Here is a 21,018-nt window from a genome sequence, read left to right as displayed (position 1 = left end):
GCCGTGTCAACTCACTTGATTTGATAAATGTAAGCATCTTCGATCCACGTCTGATTAATCCGATTATTTGTCAATCTTCTGCCAGATAAGTCTAAATTCCACTTTTGCTGTTCCTGACGTAAGCCCTCAATTAAGTCATGTTTTGGGCTTACGGCTACGAGGGCTGTCCAATCGATTTTCAATTCAGGTTTAACTTCGCGAAAGACTGACAGAATTTCCCCATAAGTTTTAAGAGGCCCTTCGCTATCGTACAGAGGTGAGGTGAGCATCAGCCGCCAGGTTTCTGGTTCTGGTGCGTAGTTCCAGAGAGCAGAATCAACTGATAGATTTGCTGCATTTAGAGCGTCTATTAGTCTTTGACCTTCTGCTATTTCGTGACTTAATAATGTTGCTGTAGCCATTGTAAAACTCCGTGAGTGGGGTCAGTAATTGCTAAGTAAATGCAGATTCAAGACTTACGCATCAATATCAAAGAAACCGGGTTTTTTACCAAATTCTAGGCAGGTATGCAGTGTTTTCGTAAAAAACCCGGTTTCTGCCTCCACGACTAAAATTGATAAGTTTATCAGTTTTTGTTTCGGGTTTTGTTGATTATATACTCTCTGATTACTGGCCCGATCGTAAAGTGCGATCGCCCGTTGTGTTTTACTGTTTCAACTAATGACCGTCGTCCTAAAGATTGCATGACTTTCAAGAGTTCTGGCGGTGATAGTTGCAGGTTTTCTGGTATTTTTGAGATGTCGGCAGGTTCGGGGGTATTGGCTAGCCAACCCATAGCCTGTTGTTCGGATGCGGTTAGGCGATCGAAATGCTGGTGCAGCAGAGATTCTAAGTCACCTAAGAATAGGGTATCATAGGAGAGGAATTCGGAAACGCTACCGCCGAATAAGTCTTGAATCAATGTGGCAACTATATTTAACCATAAGGGATTGCCTCGGTAAAGGTCGATTAGTTCTGACCATTTCTCCGGTTCTGCTAATCCTTTTTCTGTGAAAATTTCTTGTGCTTCCGGGCCTAAACCGTTGAGTTGCAGAGATTTGCAAGGGCGGTTTTCGCCTTCTAAGGCGGCGATTTCTCTGGGTTTTTCCCAACTCAGGAGGATTAAGCAACTGTTGTGGGATGATTCTGTTATTTGTTTGAAGAATGCGCCGTAATTTTCATATCCAGGTTGGTAATTTCCTGCGAGTTGTTGGCTGCTGAAAATGGTTTGGATATCATCGAGGATGATGAGACAGCGGTGCGATCGTAAATATTCTAGTAGGGGCAATCCCCCCGTGGTTGCCCTTTCTTCTGGATAGGCCGCGGGCACGGAGGGGGCGGGCACGGGGGCACCGCCCCTACAGAATTTAATTAAGTCGGTTTGGAGTGATGCGAGGGGTGGAGAGTTGCGGAGACTTCGCCAGATGATGTAATCGAATTCGTGTTGAATTTGTGGGATTAGTTGGAGAGTAAGGGCGGTTTTGCCAATACCGGATAAGCCTAAGATGGTGATGAGGCGGGTGCGGCCTAAAATCCAGTTTTCGAGGGTGGTGAGTTCGGATGTGCGGTTATAGAATAGGTTGGGTTCTGGTGCATCAGCTAAATCTAAATGTACTTTAGGTTCGGAATTGCTTGTTTTTTCGTAAAACTTATTCTTTTCTTTCGGTTCAGATTGTATTTTTTTTGAGGATTGGGAACTATCAGCAGAGATGTTACCAATATGGATGCAGCCATTCCCGACGAGTGAGACAATATTAGAAGCTTGTAAATTTTCCAACTTAGCTCTAAAATTTGCTTTAGATACTTGTTCCTTGCCTAATGCAACTGATAAAAGTTTCCATAATTTAAAGCCTACCTCTTTAACATATTTCTCTGAACGGTTGTGATGCTGTGCAATTTCTTTATATTTCTGATTGTCCCAAGCGCCGCGCAGTATAGCTTTTTGCAGACTATCTAAGTGTTTTCCCGTAGTAGTCAAAGCTAGATGGTCTACAAATTCTAAAGCTTCTTCAACGTCCATCGGTCACGTAGATGCAAGGGGTTGACCTGATTGTAACCCAACTAAATATGACTTTTTCAGTAGCAACCAACTAAATGTGACTTTTTGTGACCTAGTTGGGATGGAAACAACTACTAAATGTGACTTTATATGGCTTGACAAGCTTTGGCATTTAGGAAATAATTTATACTTAAGACAACAAAAGGTTATGCTCAGCGCTAGTTGTATCTACCTGTTATGACACAACCGAATATTTTGGAACTCGCGAAACAGGGAGATGCAAAGGCGATCGCGCTTCTGCTGAACCGCCAGCTACAAGCTAAGGGCATCACCGCCGCAGCTTCCCTTAAGGATGGTTGTTTACAGGTGATGCTGGAAGCGGCAGAAGTGCCTAGTCAGCAAGTCTTGGCCCCGTGGGTGAGTAAGTCGATCGCTGGTTTGGGGGCTGCATCCATTGAGAAAGTGAAGGTTTACGGGCGACAGACGGGCGCAAAGGTGCCGGCGTGGAGTCAAGAGTTTGAAGTGGTGGGGCCAAATTTGCCTGTTGCAAATGTCACAGAGGGGCGGGCAAGTTCTAGTGAAAATACGGAGTCAAATCAGCTTAGTTTGAAGGAACGGGCTAAGCTTGGGGATGTGGAGGCGATCGCCAGTCTGTTAAATCTTCCGTTACAGAATAAGGGGATTAGTGCGACTGCGAGTTTGCAAGATGGTTGTTTACAGGTGATGCTGGAGGGCGATCGGGTTCCTGATGAGGAGGCTTCTATCAGGATTGTCCGCAGGGAGTTGACGAATTTGAAGGCGGGGGCGATCGCTTCTGTGAAAGTTTACGGGCAGCAGGCGGGTGAAGATTTTCCGGCTTGGAATCGAGAGTTTGAGCTAAAGGCAGAGGTTAGTTCAGATTCAAAAAAATTATCAACAGATAAATTTGCAAATTTGACTGATCTATTGACTCCGATTATTGATTTGCTTAGAGAACGAAAATTTAAAGAAGTGTTGGACATCGGCCAAAATTATATTAATGAAAATCCAGAGCGTCAAAAACGTTTGATTGTAGTAGGAGTTATTCTCTTAGCAACTCTAACCTTTAAAGGAATACCTTTTTTAGGTTTCAATCACAATATTAAAGGCTCACTAACACTCAAGGATGACTTCTTCGGTGGAGTGGGTCAGTTTTGTAATGGAAAAGGAGGTTACGGGGATATTAAAAGTGGTAGGCAGGTGCTAGTAAAAGATCATAAAGGAGAAACTATTGCGACTGGAGAGTTAGGCATAGGTAAAATAATATCTGATAACCACTGCCAATTTTCTATCGAAGTGAATGGTATAAGAAAAGCAGAGTTTTACACAATTCAGATCGGTAGGCGAGGCGATTTGACATATTCATATCAAGAGATGAAGGATAAAAACTGGGAGCTGAATGTGTCTTTGGGTGATTGATTTACTGGGAATAAAAGGAGTGGTTTATGATTTTTGTAATTCCGTTTATTATGGGCGCTTTAGCTGCGGCTGGGGCTGCGTATGGATCGGTTAAAGGCTCTGAAGGCATGGGCAAAATGAATGAAGCCAAGGAAATAGGAGAACGAGCCCAACATCGACAGGAGAAAGCAGTCAGCGATCTAAAAGTAGACTGGGAAGCAGCCAACAGATTAGCAGAAGTTTACGGTCAACTGCAAATTCGTGTAAGGCATCGTACTATTGGGCGGTTTGTGGCTTTCATCGAACGCATTGGCCAGAAAGCTTCCCAAAGTGATATGAAATTTTTAGCTGGACTAGAAGGCATATCAATTCAGCAGCTAAAAGAATACAAAACTGTCGCGCTGGAAGGTCAGGAAGTATTCCAAGGTGTGACTTCATCCGCAGGGGCAGGCGCGGCTGCTGGTGCTACAGCAGTAGGCGTGGCGCAAACTTTTGGGACAGTTGCAGTTCCTCAATTTTTTGGCTTGTTTAGTACCAATGTAGCTGTTTCTCAACTCGGTATGTCTGGTGTGGCGGCGTGGTTAGGCGGTGGCAGCATGGCACTAGGTGGCGCTGTACTCGGAGGTATTGCACTTGGGCCTGCTTTAGCTGTTGGCGGTTTCCAAATTGCAGGTAAAGGTGAGGAAGCTTTAACGAAAGCACGTGAATACGAAGCTCAGGTTAACGTTGAAGTTGCCAAAATTGAAGAGGCTAGAGATTTCATCCGACAAGTCGAACGGCGAGTCAAAGAATTAGGCAAATTGGTGTCTGATTTAGATAGCCGCGTTGCTCTACTTCTCAACGAACTTGAATCAAAATCCTTTGATATAGTTCAAGATGCTGCTAAGTTTCAACAGGCACTAATGCTAGTGAAAGCCCTTGTAGAAATTATGCAAACCCCTGTGTTAGACAGCCAAGGAAATCTGAATTCGACCGTGGCGAATATTCAAGCAAAATACCGGAATATGTGAGGAAATTAACAATGAGCAAAATGGCAGCGTTTGTTAGCGGTGCTGATGCCTTTCAGCAAGTTATTGCACATTACTTTGAGTACAAGCAAATCGCTGAACAAGAGCGGACAAAGCGCCGTGAAATCAAAGCTTGGGAAAAGGAAAGCCTAGCCAAGATTAAAGCTCAACGTGACTTGTTAATGGAGTACCTCGATCGATCCTTTGATGAACGATCGCAAAATTTTAATCAACTTTTCGATGTGGTAGATCGAGCAATAGCATCTGGTAATAATGAGCAACTGGGATTAGCATTAGATTCGATTACAGAGCTTGCTAAGTCTAGCCCGTTTAAAGAACTGGCTAATTTATCTTCTGTGCAGGCTGCTCTTGCCGATCCAAACCACGAGTGGAAGTTTTAATTAGCTAGCTGTTAAACAATTATTGATAAACTAGAGTGGGGATTCCCCCACTCTAAAGGAGAGTAAATCATGGCTGACATTGAAAACCTTCTAAACCAACTGCCAGAAATTGCCGAGGAAATGAAACTTACTATTGGCAATCCTAGTGAAATCAGACGTGAAATTGGGAAGATAGATAATCTGATAAAGCGACTAAATACTATTGGCAAGGAACTTGAAGAAGTATTAAATAATGAGAGATTCAATAAAGGATTTTTGGGAGCGATACCTTTGTTAGGGGCAGTTGCGGGCTGGTTAATACCTGGTGGATTTTTAGTAGATGCACTTGTATCGGCAGGGAGTGGCTTACTTGCTGAAAAATTGGGCGATCCAGATAAGGAAACGTCTCTTGCTGACTTAATAGAAAATGTTGAAAACTTAATTGAGTGGGGCGATGGTCTCAAGAATATAGCAGAAAATATTTTAAAGGATTCACAATTATTGATCAAGCTAGAATGGGAAAGGAAATCTCTAAGTATCCCAGAAGAAGTAAGGAAAATTGATGAAGATTTAAGAATTCACATAGACTTTGATGAAGAGCAAAGTTTAAGGCAACAAGTTCAGCAAATAAAGGTAGCTCAAGAACAGCTAAAACAGGTTCAGCCCAAACTGGATAGTATCGTACACAATCTTGAACGTAATGTCGAGCCAATTGAGCGCATAAAAGCTTTTATATCTTACTTTGGGGAATTAGTGTTTGCGATAGAATGGTTTGATGAAGAGCATGGGCTTATTATATCTTATGAGGGTCAAACTACAACATTAGGAATTATCTTGAATGAATGTGTATCTTTAAAAGAAAAAGCTAATGCTTTAATTGACCGGGCTAATAGGTTAAGAGGACAGGCCGAACAATCTCTTAAACAGTTAGAAGAAGAACGCCGTCACAAGGAACAAAAAAAACCTAGTCGTAAGCAAAGTGAAAGATGCACACAGACAGGAGAATCTCTAAATTCTATTGACCGTACCATGTCTTCAGAGCAAAGACGCGGGGGTAGAAGTGGCTGGATACTGATACTATCCACACTGACTCTAGGAGTTTTGGGTTTTGTCGGCTGGAAAACTACCTTTCAAATTTCACCGAGTCAGGAGACAATAGCAAATTCGGGAATTCCTCTAAATGTTGGGGAGCAAAAACCAAATTCTGAACCTTCACCCACCTTAACACCGGCTCCTCAGCCAGACCCAACAGCAACAAATTTAGCAGCCGCTCAAAAACTAGCAATGGAAGCTGCCGTTATGACTCAAAATCCACCTCATCCACTAGAAAATTGGCAGCAAGTACAAGGGAAGTGGCAGGAATCAATCAAATTGTTAGAGGCAATTCCAGACAATTCGGCTGTTGCAACTCAAGCTCAAGAAAAGCTAAGTGTTTATCGAACTAACTATCAGGCGATTACTAATAGAATTGTCACTGAACAGAAAGCAGCCACTAATTTAGAATCCGCCCAAAAACTAGCATGGGAAGCAGCCGTCATGGTTAATAATCCACCTCATCCTAAAGAAGTCTGGCAGAATGCTCAATCAAAATTGCAGCAGGCGATCAACTTGTTAAGTTCTATTCCTCAAGGTACATTTGTGGAAGCTCAAGCTAAAGAAAAGCTTGCTGATTATCAGAACAACTACACGCTAATAAGCAACAGAATCAAAACTGAAGCTCCTTGATTTTATCCATATTACCAATTAAGTTTTAAATTACCAGAGATTAAGCCCCAATCCTAGCTGCTGATATCCTAGTTACTAGAAATCGCGATCGCCCTTACGTCCCAACTTGTCACAAAGTGCGATCGCCCTAACTATTTTATTAATTAACCTATTTTACTGCGACAGCCAACTGCAACCCCAATTTATCTAGTAGAGTTATCAAAGCATAAATTTCCTCCCCCCCACTCTCTGACAACATTCGATCGAGCTTCTCATAAATAAATTTACCTTCCACCGATAACTTATTCATCTGTAAATAAGCATCCACCACATCTTTAAGTCCTGCTCGCAGCAATTCAGGTTCGGGGCCTTCTGACTCCAATTCCAACATGGCCTCGATATAGCCAGCAGCACTTTCAGGGGTTTTTAAAGAAGAAATCAAGTATTCATGGTAGCTTCTAGTTGTTGGCACTTTGAGTTCTTTCATAATCTCTCCAGTATTTTTTAGCTTGGCTAATATCTTGATCTTGAGTGCTTTTATCACCGCCACATAGCAGCAACACAACTGTTAACCCGATTTGTCCAAAATAAACCCGATAGCCAGGGCCATAATCAATCTTAAGTTCATAAACTCCGGCTCCTAGTGAGCGATAATCTCCCAGATTGCCTAGCTCAACCCGCCTGAGTCGTTTCTTGATTTTAGATACAGTTTTAGTATCTTGAAGGGAATCAAGCCATCCTTCAAAGGGACTTGTCCCGTCGGCTTTCAGGTAGTTTTGTACTTCTCGTGGTTGAGCTTCCATAATTTTAACATAGGCAATCAGGGTTTTAATGGGAGCGATCGCGTGTCAGGTCACTACTTTTCGCAAGAGTATCCTAGCATAACTTGAGCTACCTGATTCATAGTAGCCTCATCGTTTATTATTTAGAAAATGAGTGCTTACCGATCCCGATCGCAAATTGAAAATTTTTCATTCTGAGTTTGCAGGTACTTAAAGGAAAATCCCAAACCTTCGGGCGCCTTCCGTTGAGAAGGGACAATTTTAGACAGAGGTTTCTTCTTTGACACGAGCAGAATAATATTTTTTCATCGATTCTTGAGAAATAATGGCATGACAAGATTCGTCTCTCGGCAAATTCCCTCTCGCTTCCAGCCAAGGCATTTCACTGCAAATCATTCGTTCCAAAGTTTCATCATCATACTCAAAATATGCCTCACCAACTTCTTCTATAAATTGCCCAATTTTTTGGGGAAGTTTCGGTTGGTCGATTTTCTCTGTAATTGGTTCCCAGCTAAATTGGCGTTGATACTTCTCCAATAAATCAGGAATCACCGGCCCGTGAATCCAGGCTTGAAAATCTGCATCAAAGAGTGGCTTGCCGTAAACTCCTAAATACCAAGCTTGAGCGTAATACAAGAGTTTTTGTAGCTTGTAGACGTTGATTGCTACATTATTTTGCGAAGCTAACCAAATGAAAGCATTTGCAATATCTCGATCGCTGATTTTTTCCGAATTAGTTGCAACCGCAACAACTTTCAGTTGACCTTCGCCTATCTGTTCCAATAGTTCAGAAACTGACAAGTTAAATTCTCCGGCAATTTGCTCAATTCTTTGCCAGACTGGAGAACTTACATTTATTTGATATTCAGTTGTTATTGAGGTAGCTTGGGTCATGGCAGTTTTTTGAGCCGACTTAAATAATTTTAGCAAACAGTGCGGAATAATGACCTAATAGCGATCGCCCTTACGTCCCAACTTGTCACAAAGTGCGTGAAGCGCAGCTATCCCGTAGGGAATCGCCCCTACATGAATTATTCAAGCTAACTCCGACACACTCAGCCGCCCTTCTACGGGTTCATACTCATCCTCTAAAAGCCAATACTGCGCCTCATCATAACTCTTACTAGAAAACACAACTTTATAACCCTCAGCCGGATTGTAGATCCGACAATTTCCCTCAGCGTCACTTAGTAACAAAAGCAGATAAGGTGGTGAAAGATTTGGATCGATCCATACCTCTGTAAATTCCCAGTTATTCTTCACTAAATCGGCTTCGAGGCGTAACGTGGTATCGGTTTTCTGCATCAACTTTTATTTCTCCGTAGTAAAGTAAAAGACGGCTACCATCCGGGTCAACTCTATAACCAATTGATTCAGCAAAAAACATACCATAACGATCGTAGCCCCGAATCGTACCTGTAAATTCTCCATCTTCTATTATGGCTTGAGCTACCTGATTCATAGTAGCCTCATCGTTAAAAATATGAGCAGCACGTCCTTTATTAAGCAGTCTTCTCATTTGTGGCGTGTCTGGCAAGTGTTTAGCAATGTGCCTGCTGTCAAGAGTGATTTGGCGATTAATTCCACTCATTAATTAATTACTGAGCATACAAGTATGATTAAATCATGCGATCGCCCTTACGTCCTAACTTTTCACAAAGTGCGTGAAGCGCAGCACTCATGAACTACAATAAAGTACATAAAAAATTAGTCCGATATAACTGTAGCATATTTGGGGTTAAAGTTAAGATGCGTTTACCCTGAATCTAAAATCTAAAATCTAAAATCGTATGACTGATTATAAAGGCGATCGACAAACTAGCAATTTAGCAGCTATTCACCAACAAATCAATTGGCTTCAGCAACAGCCAGACGGCATCCTATTTCAACAAAACTCCGGCGCCAACTGCATCGCCGTAAAAAAAATAAACTCAGTGCTACTACTGCTTTTAGCAGACAGAGAAACCTTAATCACAAATGTAGCTCAATCAATCCTAGACCTCAACAATCCACTAAATTTAATCTTTCCCTATTCCCGATCCGTGCTGCTAGCATTAGTCTGGAAAACTCACCCCAAAAAAATCTATGTAATTGGATTTGGTGGCGGCACCCTCCCCAGAATTTTCCACCACTATTTCCCTAACGCGATAGTCGAATGTACAGATATTGACCAAAAAATAGTCGAAGTAGCTCAAAAATTTTTTGGCATTCAATTCGACGACAGACTCAAAGTAGCCATTCAAGACGGGCGCGAATATCTAGCCCAACAAGATTCCCCAGTAAAAAACGATATAATTATCGTGGATGCTGGTTTTGGCAGCGGCTATATGCCCTATAAATTGGTGACACAAGAATTTTACCAACTGTGCAAAACTCGCTTGTCAAGCGCAGGTGTTCTAGTTGTCCACCTGTTCCACAAACAAGAGTTTAATGCGGCAGCGGTGAAAACGATTCAAACTGTGTTCGCACAAGTTTATATATGCAATTTAGAAGCCGGCAACAGCGTTGTCATTGCGACTAATGCTCCCGATTTAGCTAAAAATGAAATTTTTTTGAAAGCCGAACTTATTCAAGATTTCCACAATTTAGGATTTTCCTTAATAGAAATGTCGCTCCACCTAAAAAAAGTAGCCCAATTTCCCGAATGGGTGAAAATTTGGGAAACGCTGCCAATTTTTACAGATGCTGAAATACCCGCCGGATATTTGGACTGATAAATATAGCAATCCTAAATGATTCAGATAAATTTGTAGGGGTAGTGCTACCCCTACTCCCCGTGCCTACCCCCTATCTATCGGGCAACCACGGGGGGATTGCCCCTACAATAATTATGCAAATGATTTAGGATTCCTATATACACAATTAGAGCTGTTAACCGAATCCCACAAAAAACTCTAATTGTAGGGTGCTTATGGGGGCACCATCGGGCTGTAGGGTGTTTAGGGGCGCACCATCGCTATGCCTTTAGCAAATCCCCACCAGTCAACAGTTGATACTACGAAACATCGCTCTAAAAAATACTTGACAGTGAAAATCTGGCGGTGTATTATAGAAGTAGTGCAAACAAGTAAAACCATGAGACTAAAAAGTTGGGAGTCTCCCCGCAGCGAGGGCAGAAACTCCAAAGGTAAAGGCGGCTCAGCCAGAGCTCGGCAACTCAAAAAGCAACAGCAAACTCTGCGAAAACAGTTAAAAGCTCAACACGATCGACCAAACGATCGACAAAACCACCCACAAAACCACCCACAAAACCATCAAGGGAAGGAAACCAATAATTCCTTCCCTTTTTTTGTATCTTTCCGCTGCTCAATCCCGCTGAATGTTCGGACAAATCGTGCTACTAATGCTCGCCTGCGAGGGTTGCTCTTGCCAGCAGTTGAGAATGCCTTGCAACTCCCCCTTCAAAGTTTCTAAGGCTGCAATTTGCACGGAAATTTCCTCAACCTTAGCCGTTAGATGCTGCTTCGCTTCCGAGCAAGGCAACTCTCCCCGATCGCGAACCTCTAAAATATCCTTAATTTCCTGCAGGCTCAAACCCAGAGTCTGAGATCGTTTAATAAACGCCAACCTGTTGAATACGGTTTCGCCAAACAAGCGATAACCAGCGGGCGATCGCTCCACCGCAGGAGACAGCAAGCCCATCTCCTCATAGTAACGAACAGTTTTTACCGACAAACCACTACAGGCAGCTACAGAGCCAATTTTGTACAGTTTCTCGGCAACAGAAATATTCATAAACCAAGCATCCAAGATCGAAAGACTTTCTTGCCCTATCTTTTGGTGCCTCAGATCCAGGGAGTCGATCGGCACATCGCCCAGTCACCATTGCGCGGTCATCTTAATAAGGAGGATTTTTTTTAGACACATTAAGCACCGGTAACTGAGGTCTAGAAGACTGAGGAGGAAGATAGTATTCGGGAGCAGGTGCGGTTTGTTCGGCTCCAGAGCGGTAAGATTGCCACCAGCGGAGAGCCATCGCCACCCCAGCGGTGCCAAGCCCAAAAGCCAATAAAGAGCCACTCGCACCGATACTGCCGATGGCGGCATCGACAACGCCCACTGTCACAACAAAGCTGGTAATTGGCTCTTTACGGTAAGCTGACCTCAAAAGTCGCGTCCACGAAGCATTCATTTGGTTTTACTCTGTTCTATATTTATTTACAAGCTCTAAAACTTAGAGTTGGCGGAACGATCGGGATTTCTAGCTCAAAGACTAGCTTCACCGAAAATCTGGGCGGAGCGTAGCGGAGGGCTGAAGCCCCGTCCTTCGCTCGACGGCTTTACATTGAATTAAATCCCCGCGGGGTGGAGGGGTATGGTGTCCCCTCCGAGAGGATATGGTTGTCCTCAAACACCCATTTCTGGGGTAAAGTTAGCTTCGCCAAAGTTATCGGTCGGTACTTTCCAAAGCGCACGTCCTTAAACCCCTTAGAGATGTTTAACGCTTTGGTTCTAGAGCAGTGAACTAGCTACGCATTCCCTGGTAGGAGCTTTAACGCTTGCCGATAACGTAGTCCTCAAGAGACTTAGGCTGGTCAGCTACCTAAAGTTGGAGGCTCGAAGCCCCCGTACTTCAGTCGGGGGTGCTGACCTAAATTCATCTTCTCGCCTGTGGGGAATTGTACGGGAGCGAGGCAAAATTGCCAAGCTTGTGAAATCAAAATTCCACCCCATATATACCTCCAAAAGCCAGCTATTGCATTCTGGAACAGAACTCTCTCGGCAGAGAAGTCGCTGGGCTTGTTTCTAATTAATATTTTAATCAATTCCCGAATTTGTCGCGGTCAGCAGAATTCACACCCGCTGCCGTTCCAGTCAAGACAAAGTGTAACGCTGACCGCGCCGTTGCTAAAATTAGTTGAGACCTAACCAGGACAGCAAGCCCTGGCCTGTGACATACTCGATAATTAAAGTTAGAGAAAAACCGATCATCGCGGCTCGACCGTTAAGGCGTTCCGCGTAGCTGTTGAAACCAAACTTTGGCTGTTCCAGTTTGGGGGTGACGGTGGGTTGTAGTTGTGTCATTGCTTTGGGTACCTGGCGATCGACGCTATTCAAATGTGAAATCCAATGTTAGTTACAAATCTTAAACATTGCTACTTCTATTATAAAGAGGGTTAACCGCCGTCAACCGTCCCCGAAGAGAAAAAACTGCTGCCAACTAATGCCAATTAATTATACCCACTCAAAATATGACTAATCAGTTAGATAACGATAAGCTTCCTGTCGCCGTACAGCGAGTAGCCTTTGCCCTTCGTACAACAGGCTGGGTTTGCTTCTGGGTACAGTTAGTGCTAGGGGTGGTAGCGGCGATCATTTTGCTCTTTGCCATCCCCTTCGCCCTCCCCAGGGCTACCGCCGGTGCGGGTTCAAACAGTGCCGGCACCGGCGGCGGCGTATTTTTTGCCATTTGCGGGCTGGCCGTACTCGCTTACAGCGTATATCGCTCTTTTCGCTTCACTCGCTTGTCGAGACAACTGCGATCGCCCGGTAACGCAGTCCGCCCCAAAAAAGCCGATACCATCAAAGAGGTGCGGCTGTCACTGATGAGCAACTTATCGGGAATGGTGCTGACGCTGATCGGCGCCGAAGCCATCAGCGGCACGCTTTTAGCCAAATCTCTAGCTCAGCCGCAAGCCTTGTTCGGTGCCGCAGTTGATGTGGGTCGATTTATTCAGCCCCTAGATATATTTGTCGTACTCGCCAATACTCACGCCACTGTTGCCCATTTTGTCGGGATTTTCGGATCTCTTTGGTTGCTAGATCGCATCCACAAACAGTAGTTATTGGTGAGGGGCAACCGATGCCCGATGCCCGATGCCCGATGCCCTGTTTGGCCGATACCCCACACTCCCACTCTCCCCCAACCCAAATCCGGAATCACTGCCAACCTGTCGAAGAACGTACTCAGATACCTTCTACCAAGACAACATGAATATCATGGCACTGAAACCCGAGACTTATTTTGGGGTGACAGATCACCCAACTATTGAAATTTCTCAAGAAAGTTTTCGTTCTGTCCTAGGTCAAATAGAAGCTGAACTCCTATGTAGCGACACCTATAGCCAAGCTCTAGCTAGCTTGCAAACAATGTTGGGCGAAGCAGCCTCCGCTGCCGAAATTTTAATTAGAGCAGTTAGCAGAGAAGCCGTCAAGCTCGCATTCGATCGATTTCCCAAACAAAACAAAATTGAACCGCAAGTAGCCCAAGACAGTTTTACTGCTGTAAGTCCCGCCTTTGAGACGGTGACAGAAATTCAAGAATTGGAGCCACCAGTAGCTGCTCCTGTCTTCTATTGGCGCAGCGCTAGTGTGGAAGCGCCGCCCCAAACCGAGTCCGACACTGAAACTTCCGATCGAGACACTAACACTTCTGAAGACAGCAAACAAGCGCCCCAAGACGAACTTAAAGTCGAGTCGGCTCCACCTGCAACTGTCACCGTCCCCGGAAAATTCTTCCCAGGGTTCGGTTTTCCCAAAAAGCCGAAAAAACTCACCAAGGAAGAAGAAGCAGCTTTAGCCGTTCAAGAGCGAGAAGAGTGCCTGCGGGAGTTGGGTAAAGAATTGCGTAAGGGACGGCAAATTCGCTCCCTATCCCTGCTGCAACTCCACAGTCAAACTCTCGTGCCGGTGCACCACATCGAATCGATCGAAAATGGGGAAATCGACAAACTGCCCCAAGATATTTACGTTAGAGGTTTTATCCGCAGACTGGGCGACGCCTTGGGACTAGACGGTAGCGCTATGGCGAATGCTTTGCCCAAACCCGATCCGAGTCCAATTCCCAGTATGTATGTGTCTGTTTCCGATTCCGACTCAGGCGAAGGCTTTCAAATGCGTCCGGTGCATTTGTACATCGGCTACACCGCTTTGATGGCTGGGGCTGTAGGGGGTTTGGGTTGGCTGTCGCAGCAACCCGTGGTGCCAGGAGCACAGGCAGTACCTCAACCGCAGGTGACACCGCCAGCCTCAGTTGCACCGGCTCAGAAGACCCCAGAAAAAGCACCTCAACCGGGCTTGAAGAAGTCTAATAACGGGGGATTGAGGGTGGGGGCTGACATGGCGCCGCCGGAGGTGATTTTTGGTTAGTGTGTGTCGGGCGAGCGATCGTCCGACAACTCTCTTGGCGCAGGTGAACTCTGAAACCGAGTTTCAGAGTTCACCTGCATAGGGACACTTGCTTGAAGAAATAAGTCCCGCAAAGCAAATACGGTTGAGATTGTAGTTCAATCCCCGCTTTTCATCTATCTGTAGAGTCAATTCTAAAATCTAAAATCTAAAATCTAAAATCTAAAATCGCCAGCCCCTGTACCCAAAGTGATTTTTCAACTGCATCAGGAAACTCGATATCTGCGATAAACTATCTATTTGACCACTCCTAAAAGAGGTTTCCCATAAGGTCAGTAACGAGCGGGCTAAAGCCACTGAGCTTGTAAGAGAGATCAAGCAAGCTGTGCTGACCAGCCTAAGTCTTAGCTGACTACGTTATTCAGGTCATAACACTCCTTGAATGCGACGCTAGTTTTCCGCTCTGTTGTTTACAGTTAAACAGTCTTAAAGTCACTCTCGACAGTGCTGTAAGCGTGACAAGCCTTTATAACCTTGGCGAAGCGAACATTACCCCGAAAGGGAGACGGGGCAACCATACCCCGTATTGGAGAGGCAATCATACCTCTCCAACCCCGCAAGGGGATTCAAGGCGATTGAAATCGCCGCGCCGTTTTCCTCTCTTGGCTCAAGCCAGTGAGTTTCCCACTTACCGAGTATTTTTATGAGTTCCCCAGCCACCGCTGCTTTCTCCGATCTCGATCCGCTATCGACTCACTCGCCAACAGTCACGAGTTCGGCGGCACCAGACACTGCTTTGGTAACGGCTGCTCAACTGCCACAAGCATCTTGGACAATAGAAGATAGTGAGAAACTCTACCGAATTCAAGGTTGGGGCGAACCGTATTTTTCGATCAATGCAGCCGGTCACGTTACAGTATCTCCCAAGGGCGATCGCGGCGGTTCCCTCGACTTGTGCGAACTGGTAGACTCTCTCAAACAGCGAAATTTGGCTTTGCCCCTGCTGATTCGATTTTCTGATATTTTGGAAGACCGGATCGAGCGCTTAAATTCGTGTTTTGCCAGAGCGATCGCTCGCTACAATTACAAAAATGTCTATCGCGGTGTCTTTCCAGTTAAATGCAACCAGCACCGACAATTAATTGAAGATTTGGTGCGTTTCGGTCAACCCCATCACTTCGGGCTCGAAGCCGGCTCGAAACCGGAATTAATGATAGCTTTGGCTACCTTAAAAAACCCAGGCGCTTTGTTAATTTGCAACGGTTACAAAGACCGCGAATACATCGAAACTGCTATTTTGGCGCAGCGGCTAGGGCAAACTTCCGTAATTGTGCTGGAGCAAATAGAGGAAGTAGAACTAGCAATCGCCGCCAGCAAAGCATTAGGAATTAAACCGATTTTGGGAGTGCGAGCCAAACTCACTACCAAAGGCGTTGGCCGCTGGGGAGTTTCCACGGGCGATCGGGCAAAATTTGGCTTGACAATTCCTGAAATTATCCGTGCAGTCGGCGAACTAGAAAAAGCTGGAATGCTCGATTGTTTGCAGTTACTGCACTTCCACATCGGCTCTCAAATTTCCTCAATTAGTGTCATCAAAGACGCCATTCGAGAAGCCAGCCACATTTATGTAGAATTAGCTAAATTGGGAGCTAATATGAACTACTTGGACGTAGGCGGTGGACTCGGCGTTGACTACGACGGGTCTAAAACAAACTTCCACGCTTCCAAAAACTACAATATGCAAAACTACGCTAACGACGTAGTAGCGGGAGTGAAAGATGCCTGCGACGAGCGCAAAATCCCGGTTCCAATTATCATTAGCGAAAGCGGGCGGGCGATCGCTTCTCACCAATCAGTGTTAGTTTTTGACGTACTCGGTACTAGCGATGTCCCCAGAGAACTACCCGAACCAGTAGATGAAAACGCGCACCAAATTCCGCGCAATCTCTACGAAATTTACCAATCCATCAGTCCCGAAAATTACCAAGAAGTTTATCACGATGCCATCCAATTCAAGGAAGAAGCCGTCAGTTTATTTAACTTAGGCTATTTGGGGATTGCGGAACGGGCGAAAACCGAACAGTTGTACTGGGCTTGCTGCGATAAGATACAGGCGATCGCGCGGCAAAATGAATACGTATCTGACGATTTGGAAGACTTAGAAAAGGTGATGGCGTCCATTTATTACATCAACTTATCGGTTTTTCAGTCAGTACCAGACAGTTGGGCAATTAACCAATTGTTCCCAATTATGCCAATTAACCGACTCGACGAAGAACCAACTCAACGCGGTATTTTAGCCGATCTCACCTGCGACAGCGACGGCAAAATCGACCAATTCATCGATTTGCGAGATGTGAAGTCGGTTTTGGAACTGCATACTCTCAAACCAGGAGAACCTTACTATTTGGCGCTATTTTTGGGAGGTGCTTATCAAGAAATTATGGGCAACCTTCACAACTTATTCGGCGATGCAAATGCAGTTCACATTCAGCTAACACCTTCTGGCTATCATATCGAACACGTTGTGAAAGGAGACACTATGAAAGAAGTCCTTAGCTACGTACAGTACGATTCAGAAAATTTGGTGGAAAGCATCCGCCGTCAGACAGAAGCAGCTTTGCAGCAAAATAAAATTACTCTTTCCGAGGCTCAACTTTTGCTGCAAAATTACGAGCGGAGTCTCAGCCAATATACTTATCTTCAGTCGTGAAATGTAGGGTGTAACTGAGATGTTGCACCACTGTCAAGAAGCCTTTTATGAACAGGCTTTCCGGCCTGTTCCACAAACAGTAGATTTTCTTGTGGAACAGGCATCTTGCGTGGGGTCGGGCGGGTTTATAGAACCTATTTGCAAGCTTTAAGGCTGTTGGCGAACCCGCCCCTACGGCTAATTGAGAATGGTGCAAGATCTCAGGTGTAACTGAGATGTTGCACCACTGTCAAGAAGCCTTTTATGAACAGGCTTTCCGGCCTGTTCCACAAACAGTAGATTTTCTTGTGGAACAGGCCGGAAAGCCTGTTCTTGAGAATGGTGGAAGATGTGAGGTGCAACCTAAGCACATTACCATAATTGAAAGCTGAGATCATAAACGTAAAAGTAGGGTGCGCTAGGCGCACCTTACCTTGAGCAATTAGCAATTAGCAATTAGCAATTAGCAATTATCCACCATGACCGAGAATTTCAGATATCGCCCGCCGCTCTTCTCCGTGTTGAGTCGGTAAAACTTGGCGAGCGTCAGTAATCAGCCAATCGAGAGCCGCCGCTTGCAAATCGATCGCAGCCCCGGTTTTATCAACGCAGTAGCGCCCGAACACCAGTTTGTCAACCAACCGCACCTCCGGGCCCAAACGGGAATACTCAAAAATCACGCTGTTTTCCACAGTTGCGCCACTGCAAAGCCAACAATTTGGGCCGATCATTGTCGGGCCGATAATTTTTGCTCCATCCTCAATGATCGTCATCCCGCCAATGTAAACAGGCCCAGTAATATCAACCTTGTCCCAGTTGACAGCTACATTCAAACCAGCGTAAATGCCGGGGCGTACTTCAATTCCCGGAATCGAAACATTTTTAACTTGTCCCAGGAGCACGCTCTGAATTGCCCGCCAATAGTCAGGAACTTTGCCGATATCCACCCACTCAAAGTCCATGCTAATCCCGTAAAAAGGCGCGCCTTCTGCTACTAGCTTGGGAAATAACTGCGAACCGATATCGTATTCCTGGCCCGAAGGGATGTATTTGAATATTTCCGGTTCAAAAATATAAATACCAGTGTTAATGTCGGTACTCAGAGCTTCCTCTACAGAAGGTTTTTCTTGGAAATCTTTAATTTTGCCAGACTCGTCTGTTACCACCACTCCGTAACTGGGAACCTCCTCGCGGGGAACCGATTTCATAACAATAGTAGCGATCGCCCCTTTTTCCCGGTGCCACTTCACAGCAGCAGTCAAGTCCAAGTCAATCAAAGCGTCGCCGCACAGCACCACAAAAGTATCGTCAAAAAACGGCGAGAAGTCCTGAATTCGTTTCATGCCACCAGCCGAACCGAGAGCCTCTCCAATCAGTTCTCCCTCCTCAATTCGCCCCTCAAAAGAATAGGCAATTTGTACCCCAAACTTTTGACCGTCGCGAAAGTAGTTTTCAATCACGTCTGCCAGGTGGGAAACATTGACCATAATCTGGTCAAATCCGTGCTGGCGCAGCAATTCAACCAAAAACTCCATCACTGGCTTTTGCAGGATGGGAATCATCGGTTTGGGTATTGTCTGAGTAATAGGACGGACGCGAGTGCCTTTACCGGCCGCCAGAATCATCGCTTTCATTATTAACTTCCTCAACCCTCTTTTAATTGATATCAACTGAACAATACAATTAGATGCTAGCGGTTGCGATCGAATCGATCGAGCACAGCAAAATCCTGACCAGTTTATAGGCGACATCGTACCAGGCTATCAATCATTTATCCCCAATTTACCTAGATTTAAGAAACCAGGAATAGGGAATCACCAAGAACTTCGCACTGCCGCTCTCCGCATTCGGGGCTCAGCAACAGAATGCCATAGAGCGAGATTCTGCCTGGAATCTTAACCGACGCAGTGGCATAGTTATTAGTTTCCCCCCAGAACCTAATACCCTGCAAGCTCAAAGCGCGCGGATTTTGAGGTCTTGGTAAAACTCCTCTTGAAGCAACTCTACTTTAGACTGAGCCGATAGCAGCAACAACGCCCAAAAAATACCCACCCGGTCATGATTTGGCAAGTGAACTTCCCCAGTCGATACCGGAGGTTCTGAATGGACAGGAGAGTGCGAGTCGTTATGATGCCAGAGCTCTAGCAATGTGTCCAAGTCCAGCCAACCCTCGTCAATTTCCGCGCCCCGCTGAGCCAGAAACCGTTCGAGTTCACTAGCAGTTTCTACGAGATTTTCTTGGTGAGCTAGCTCAAAGATAGCTTGGGCCGCTTGCGATCGCATTTTTGAGGTAGGGCGGCGCCGGGGGGTAACTGTCTGCTGCTCCATTGCTGCTTTCATTAGCTGCAACTGCTCAATCAGTTCTGGGAGTGTCACCGGGCGTTTTTGCGGTAGTTGAGCTACACCGCGACGGCGCAATTGCCGTTCTAAATGCTGCGGCAAGTGTCGCCCGCCTGAGTGCTCTGCGTCTTCTACTGCCGGCTCGTCGGCGTCGGGATTCGCGGGGGGTTCGGAGAGGACGATACTTTCTGCTTTGAGCAACACCAGCATTGAAGCGTACAAAAACGCTTGGCCGGAGTGGGACAAATCGGAGAAATCCTTACTCTGATCAGTATCGCAGGCGTTCGTAAGCTTGCTCAGACATCGATCGAACACTTCAATTACCTTAACGTCCCAAGGATCGATTTCTCCCCGTTCGGCTAGGTCAATTAAAATTGCGATCCCCTCGGAAATCGTTTCTAAGCCATCTTGGTCTCGGGAAACGGCCATTCGATTTTAGATTTTAGATTTTAGATTTTAGATTTTAGATTTTAGATTTTGGCTCTGAGAAAATCAGAGAGCATATCAAATTAATTGGCGGTCATTTCAGCATTTGTGCCCTCACTTGCTGCTATTTCTAAACTTATCGGTTCTGCACTTTCTAACAAAGGTTGTTTGCCTTCTACTTCGGCTTTATAGCGTTCAAGATTTTGTTCTAATTCCTGAATCCGCTGCTGATACTTTTAATCCAGACAATCTCCGACAATCGGCGAAAATCTGAATATAGCATACTCATCAGACAGGTCCCAGAGCATGGTGGTATCCCACAAAGCTTTGAGAAAAATCCCCAAAGCACCATTAAAATCGCGGGGTATTTCATAACCACAATTGGGACATTTAAAACTTTTAGAGCCACCCAATTTTTTGTGAATATGACCGCATTTTGTACAAGTTTTAGAAGTGTATTCTTCAGTCACCCTAACCAATCTCGAACCGTAACGATTACAGAGATGTTCTAAAGTTTGCGAGAATTGATAGAATGCCCAAGTCATCATCGCCCTCGCTGACTTAGAATTAAGTTTGCGACTACCTCTTGCCACCATTTGAGAAGTTTCAAAAGTCGGCAAATAAATGACATCGTAATTTCGAGCCAAGTAACTTGCTACTTGTTTGTGGATTTCAGACCGCAGATTTTTAATCTTCGTCCTCACCCTTTCCATAGCTTGTTTTAATCGATAGCGTAATCGAGAAAACTCGCTACCTTTTGAGCGGCTAAGTTTTGATTGCATCTGATCCAAGTGTTGACACAACCTAGCAATCTTCCCAAAGTCATGTTTCCCAAATTCACTAAAATAATTGCCATCAAATCCGGTCAAGAAACAACGCAGTCCGGGATCGAGTGCGATGGTTTTTCCACCATTTCTCGGCTCCGGGATATCCATCTCTACGGGCATATTCACGAACCAGCGTCCCTTGTTATAGGTAACTTCTACGGCTTTGTCGTACTTAACTAAGCAATAACCTTGTCCAGTCCAGAGGGGCTTTTCCAGGTGTTTGCTAGCATTAGCCATTACATGACCATTCTTGTAATCACCCGGGTCGAACTGAATTGTTTGTTTCTGGGAGCGGATTGACCTGAATCGAGCTAACTTCAGTCCGACTAAAGGATTGGGTTTTGCCTTTTTTCCTTTACCTAATTGAGCGGGCTGCTTGTCAGTCTTCTTCCAAGCTG

At 45.1% G+C, this 21,018-nt stretch carries 21 protein-coding genes; 8 read left to right on the top strand and 13 right to left on the bottom strand.

What is annotated here, in order from left to right; translation table 11 throughout:
• Positions 1 to 11 precede the first annotated feature (11 nt).
• Positions 12 to 401, bottom strand: coding sequence for a hypothetical protein (locus QUB12_RS20475; RefSeq protein WP_333240877.1), 390 nt, complete (start codon positions 399 to 401; stop codon positions 12 to 14).
• Between the two features lie 164 nt (positions 402 to 565).
• Entirely contained in the window at positions 566 to 1,999 is a 1,434-nt protein-coding gene (locus QUB12_RS20470; protein WP_333308178.1) for an NB-ARC domain-containing protein, read from the bottom strand.
• Between the two features lie 216 nt (positions 2,000 to 2,215).
• Between QUB12_RS20470 and QUB12_RS20465 the strand changes: the two genes are divergently transcribed.
• The 4 genes from QUB12_RS20465 (at position 2,216) to QUB12_RS20450 (ending at position 6,506) form a co-directional block, all read left to right on the top strand.
• The gene (locus QUB12_RS20465) at positions 2,216 to 3,415 is read left to right on the top strand and encodes a hypothetical protein (RefSeq protein ID WP_333308176.1); all 1,200 of its coding nucleotides are present in this window, start codon (positions 2,216 to 2,218) and stop codon (positions 3,413 to 3,415) included.
• Positions 3,416 to 3,441: 26 nt separating this feature from the next.
• On the top strand, positions 3,442 to 4,404 hold the full coding sequence (locus QUB12_RS20460; RefSeq protein ID WP_333308174.1) for a hypothetical protein: 963 nt from the start codon (positions 3,442 to 3,444) through the stop codon (positions 4,402 to 4,404).
• A gap of 11 nt (positions 4,405 to 4,415) precedes the next feature.
• Positions 4,416 to 4,802: a hypothetical protein gene (locus QUB12_RS20455; RefSeq protein ID WP_333308172.1), complete on the top strand. Its 387-nt coding sequence runs from the start codon at positions 4,416 to 4,418 to the stop codon at positions 4,800 to 4,802.
• A gap of 69 nt (positions 4,803 to 4,871) precedes the next feature.
• Positions 4,872 to 6,506, top strand: a complete 1,635-nt coding sequence (locus tag QUB12_RS20450) for a hypothetical protein (protein WP_333308170.1) — start codon at positions 4,872 to 4,874, stop codon at positions 6,504 to 6,506.
• Positions 6,507 to 6,654: 148 nt separating this feature from the next.
• On the opposite strand, the gene QUB12_RS20445 is transcribed toward QUB12_RS20450, so the two are convergent.
• The 5 genes from QUB12_RS20445 to QUB12_RS20425 form a co-directional block, all read right to left on the bottom strand.
• On the bottom strand, positions 6,655 to 6,972 hold the full coding sequence (locus QUB12_RS20445) for a transcriptional regulator (protein WP_333308168.1): 318 nt from the start codon (positions 6,970 to 6,972) through the stop codon (positions 6,655 to 6,657).
• Positions 6,944 to 7,288 (bottom strand): type II toxin-antitoxin system RelE/ParE family toxin, encoded by a 345-nt coding sequence (locus QUB12_RS20440; protein WP_333308166.1) that lies wholly within the window; start codon positions 7,286 to 7,288, stop codon positions 6,944 to 6,946. The genes QUB12_RS20445 and QUB12_RS20440 overlap by 29 nt, the downstream gene beginning before the upstream one ends.
• A 240-nt stretch (positions 7,289 to 7,528) precedes the next feature.
• Positions 7,529 to 8,161 (bottom strand): type II toxin-antitoxin system antitoxin SocA domain-containing protein, encoded by a 633-nt coding sequence (locus QUB12_RS20435; RefSeq protein ID WP_333308165.1) that lies wholly within the window; start codon positions 8,159 to 8,161, stop codon positions 7,529 to 7,531.
• 141 nt (positions 8,162 to 8,302) lie between these two features.
• A complete protein-coding gene (locus QUB12_RS20430; RefSeq protein ID WP_445300672.1) occupies positions 8,303 to 8,530 on the bottom strand; it encodes a hypothetical protein in 228 nt (75 codons plus the stop codon).
• Positions 8,520 to 8,858, bottom strand: coding sequence for a DUF6972 family protein (locus QUB12_RS20425; RefSeq protein WP_333218586.1), 339 nt, complete (start codon positions 8,856 to 8,858; stop codon positions 8,520 to 8,522). The genes QUB12_RS20430 and QUB12_RS20425 overlap by 11 nt, the downstream gene beginning before the upstream one ends.
• Positions 8,859 to 9,057: 199 nt before the next feature.
• On the opposite strand from QUB12_RS20425, the gene QUB12_RS20420 reads away from it, so the two are divergent.
• A complete protein-coding gene (locus QUB12_RS20420) occupies positions 9,058 to 9,981 on the top strand; it encodes a fused MFS/spermidine synthase (RefSeq protein WP_333146993.1) in 924 nt (307 codons plus the stop codon).
• A 592-nt stretch (positions 9,982 to 10,573) separates the two neighbouring features.
• Here QUB12_RS20420 and QUB12_RS20415 read toward each other — a convergent pair.
• From QUB12_RS20415 to QUB12_RS20405, 3 genes are all read right to left on the bottom strand, one after another.
• Complete coding sequence (locus QUB12_RS20415) at positions 10,574 to 11,002, bottom strand: heavy metal-responsive transcriptional regulator (protein WP_333146995.1); 429 nt, start codon at positions 11,000 to 11,002, stop codon at positions 10,574 to 10,576.
• Positions 11,003 to 11,105: 103 nt separating this feature from the next.
• Positions 11,106 to 11,399, bottom strand: coding sequence for a hypothetical protein (locus QUB12_RS20410; RefSeq protein WP_333146997.1), 294 nt, complete (start codon positions 11,397 to 11,399; stop codon positions 11,106 to 11,108).
• 722 nt (positions 11,400 to 12,121) lie between these two features.
• Positions 12,122 to 12,292, bottom strand: a complete 171-nt coding sequence (locus QUB12_RS20405; RefSeq protein ID WP_172186391.1) for a hypothetical protein — start codon at positions 12,290 to 12,292, stop codon at positions 12,122 to 12,124.
• Between the two features lie 167 nt (positions 12,293 to 12,459).
• Here QUB12_RS20405 and QUB12_RS20400 point away from each other — a divergent pair, with 167 nt between their 5' ends.
• The 3 genes from QUB12_RS20400 (at position 12,460) to speA (ending at position 17,048) form a co-directional block, all read left to right on the top strand.
• Positions 12,460 to 13,050 (top strand): DUF3611 family protein, encoded by a 591-nt coding sequence (locus QUB12_RS20400; RefSeq protein ID WP_333146999.1) that lies wholly within the window; start codon positions 12,460 to 12,462, stop codon positions 13,048 to 13,050.
• 157 nt (positions 13,051 to 13,207) lie between these two features.
• Positions 13,208 to 14,356, top strand: coding sequence for a helix-turn-helix domain-containing protein (locus QUB12_RS20395; RefSeq protein ID WP_333147001.1), 1,149 nt, complete (start codon positions 13,208 to 13,210; stop codon positions 14,354 to 14,356).
• Between the two features lie 682 nt (positions 14,357 to 15,038).
• Positions 15,039 to 17,048 (top strand): biosynthetic arginine decarboxylase, encoded by a 2,010-nt coding sequence (speA, locus tag QUB12_RS20390; protein WP_333147003.1) that lies wholly within the window; start codon positions 15,039 to 15,041, stop codon positions 17,046 to 17,048.
• 449 nt (positions 17,049 to 17,497) lie between these two features.
• Here speA and QUB12_RS20385 read toward each other — a convergent pair whose 3' ends face one another.
• The 3 genes from QUB12_RS20385 to QUB12_RS20375 all read right to left on the bottom strand — a co-directional run.
• Positions 17,498 to 18,661 carry an NDP-sugar synthase gene (locus QUB12_RS20385; RefSeq protein WP_333147007.1) on the bottom strand — a complete coding sequence of 388 codons (1,164 nt, stop codon included), beginning with the start codon at positions 18,659 to 18,661 and terminating at the stop codon, positions 17,498 to 17,500.
• A 319-nt stretch (positions 18,662 to 18,980) separates the two neighbouring features.
• A complete protein-coding gene (locus QUB12_RS20380) occupies positions 18,981 to 19,796 on the bottom strand; it encodes a segregation/condensation protein A (RefSeq protein WP_333147009.1) in 816 nt (271 codons plus the stop codon).
• Positions 19,797 to 20,029: 233 nt separating this feature from the next.
• Positions 20,030 to 21,018, bottom strand: a 989-nt coding sequence (locus tag QUB12_RS20375; RefSeq protein WP_333308160.1) for a transposase, incomplete at its 5' end; no start/stop codon positions are given.

The sequence above is a fragment of the Microcoleus sp. B7-D4 genome (genome assembly GCF_036705125.1).
Classification (GTDB): domain Bacteria; phylum Cyanobacteriota; class Cyanobacteriia; order Cyanobacteriales; family Microcoleaceae; genus Microcoleus.
This window is presented reverse-complemented; position numbering and strand designations above follow the sequence as displayed.

Excerpts from the sequence above, each read along its gene's own strand:
- QUB12_RS20425 (WP_333218586.1), bottom strand. The coding sequence starts at position 8,858 with ATGAGTGGAATTAATCGCCAAATCACTCTTGACAGCAGGCACATTGCT.
- QUB12_RS20385 (WP_333147007.1), bottom strand. The coding sequence starts at position 18,661 with ATGAAAGCGATGATTCTGGCGGCCGGTAAAGGCACTCGCGTCCGTCCT.
- QUB12_RS20410 (WP_333146997.1), bottom strand. The coding sequence starts at position 11,399 with ATGAATGCTTCGTGGACGCGACTTTTGAGGTCAGCTTACCGTAAAGAG.
- QUB12_RS20455 (WP_333308172.1), top strand. The coding sequence starts at position 4,416 with ATGAGCAAAATGGCAGCGTTTGTTAGCGGTGCTGATGCCTTTCAGCAA.
- QUB12_RS20435 (WP_333308165.1), bottom strand. The coding sequence starts at position 8,161 with ATGACCCAAGCTACCTCAATAACAACTGAATATCAAATAAATGTAAGT.
- QUB12_RS20440 (WP_333308166.1), bottom strand. The coding sequence starts at position 7,288 with ATGGAAGCTCAACCACGAGAAGTACAAAACTACCTGAAAGCCGACGGG.
- QUB12_RS20475 (WP_333240877.1), bottom strand. The coding sequence starts at position 401 with ATGGCTACAGCAACATTATTAAGTCACGAAATAGCAGAAGGTCAAAGA.
- speA (WP_333147003.1), top strand. The coding sequence starts at position 15,039 with ATGAGTTCCCCAGCCACCGCTGCTTTCTCCGATCTCGATCCGCTATCG.
- QUB12_RS20460 (WP_333308174.1), top strand. The coding sequence starts at position 3,442 with ATGATTTTTGTAATTCCGTTTATTATGGGCGCTTTAGCTGCGGCTGGG.
- QUB12_RS20400 (WP_333146999.1), top strand. The coding sequence starts at position 12,460 with ATGACTAATCAGTTAGATAACGATAAGCTTCCTGTCGCCGTACAGCGA.
- QUB12_RS20465 (WP_333308176.1), top strand. The coding sequence starts at position 2,216 with ATGACACAACCGAATATTTTGGAACTCGCGAAACAGGGAGATGCAAAG.
- QUB12_RS20450 (WP_333308170.1), top strand. The coding sequence starts at position 4,872 with ATGGCTGACATTGAAAACCTTCTAAACCAACTGCCAGAAATTGCCGAG.
- QUB12_RS20470 (WP_333308178.1), bottom strand. The coding sequence starts at position 1,999 with ATGGACGTTGAAGAAGCTTTAGAATTTGTAGACCATCTAGCTTTGACT.
- QUB12_RS20415 (WP_333146995.1), bottom strand. The coding sequence starts at position 11,002 with ATGAATATTTCTGTTGCCGAGAAACTGTACAAAATTGGCTCTGTAGCT.
- QUB12_RS20420 (WP_333146993.1), top strand. The coding sequence starts at position 9,058 with ATGACTGATTATAAAGGCGATCGACAAACTAGCAATTTAGCAGCTATT.
- QUB12_RS20395 (WP_333147001.1), top strand. The coding sequence starts at position 13,208 with ATGGCACTGAAACCCGAGACTTATTTTGGGGTGACAGATCACCCAACT.
- QUB12_RS20405 (WP_172186391.1), bottom strand. The coding sequence starts at position 12,292 with ATGACACAACTACAACCCACCGTCACCCCCAAACTGGAACAGCCAAAG.
- QUB12_RS20380 (WP_333147009.1), bottom strand. The coding sequence starts at position 19,796 with ATGGCCGTTTCCCGAGACCAAGATGGCTTAGAAACGATTTCCGAGGGG.
- QUB12_RS20445 (WP_333308168.1), bottom strand. The coding sequence starts at position 6,972 with ATGAAAGAACTCAAAGTGCCAACAACTAGAAGCTACCATGAATACTTG.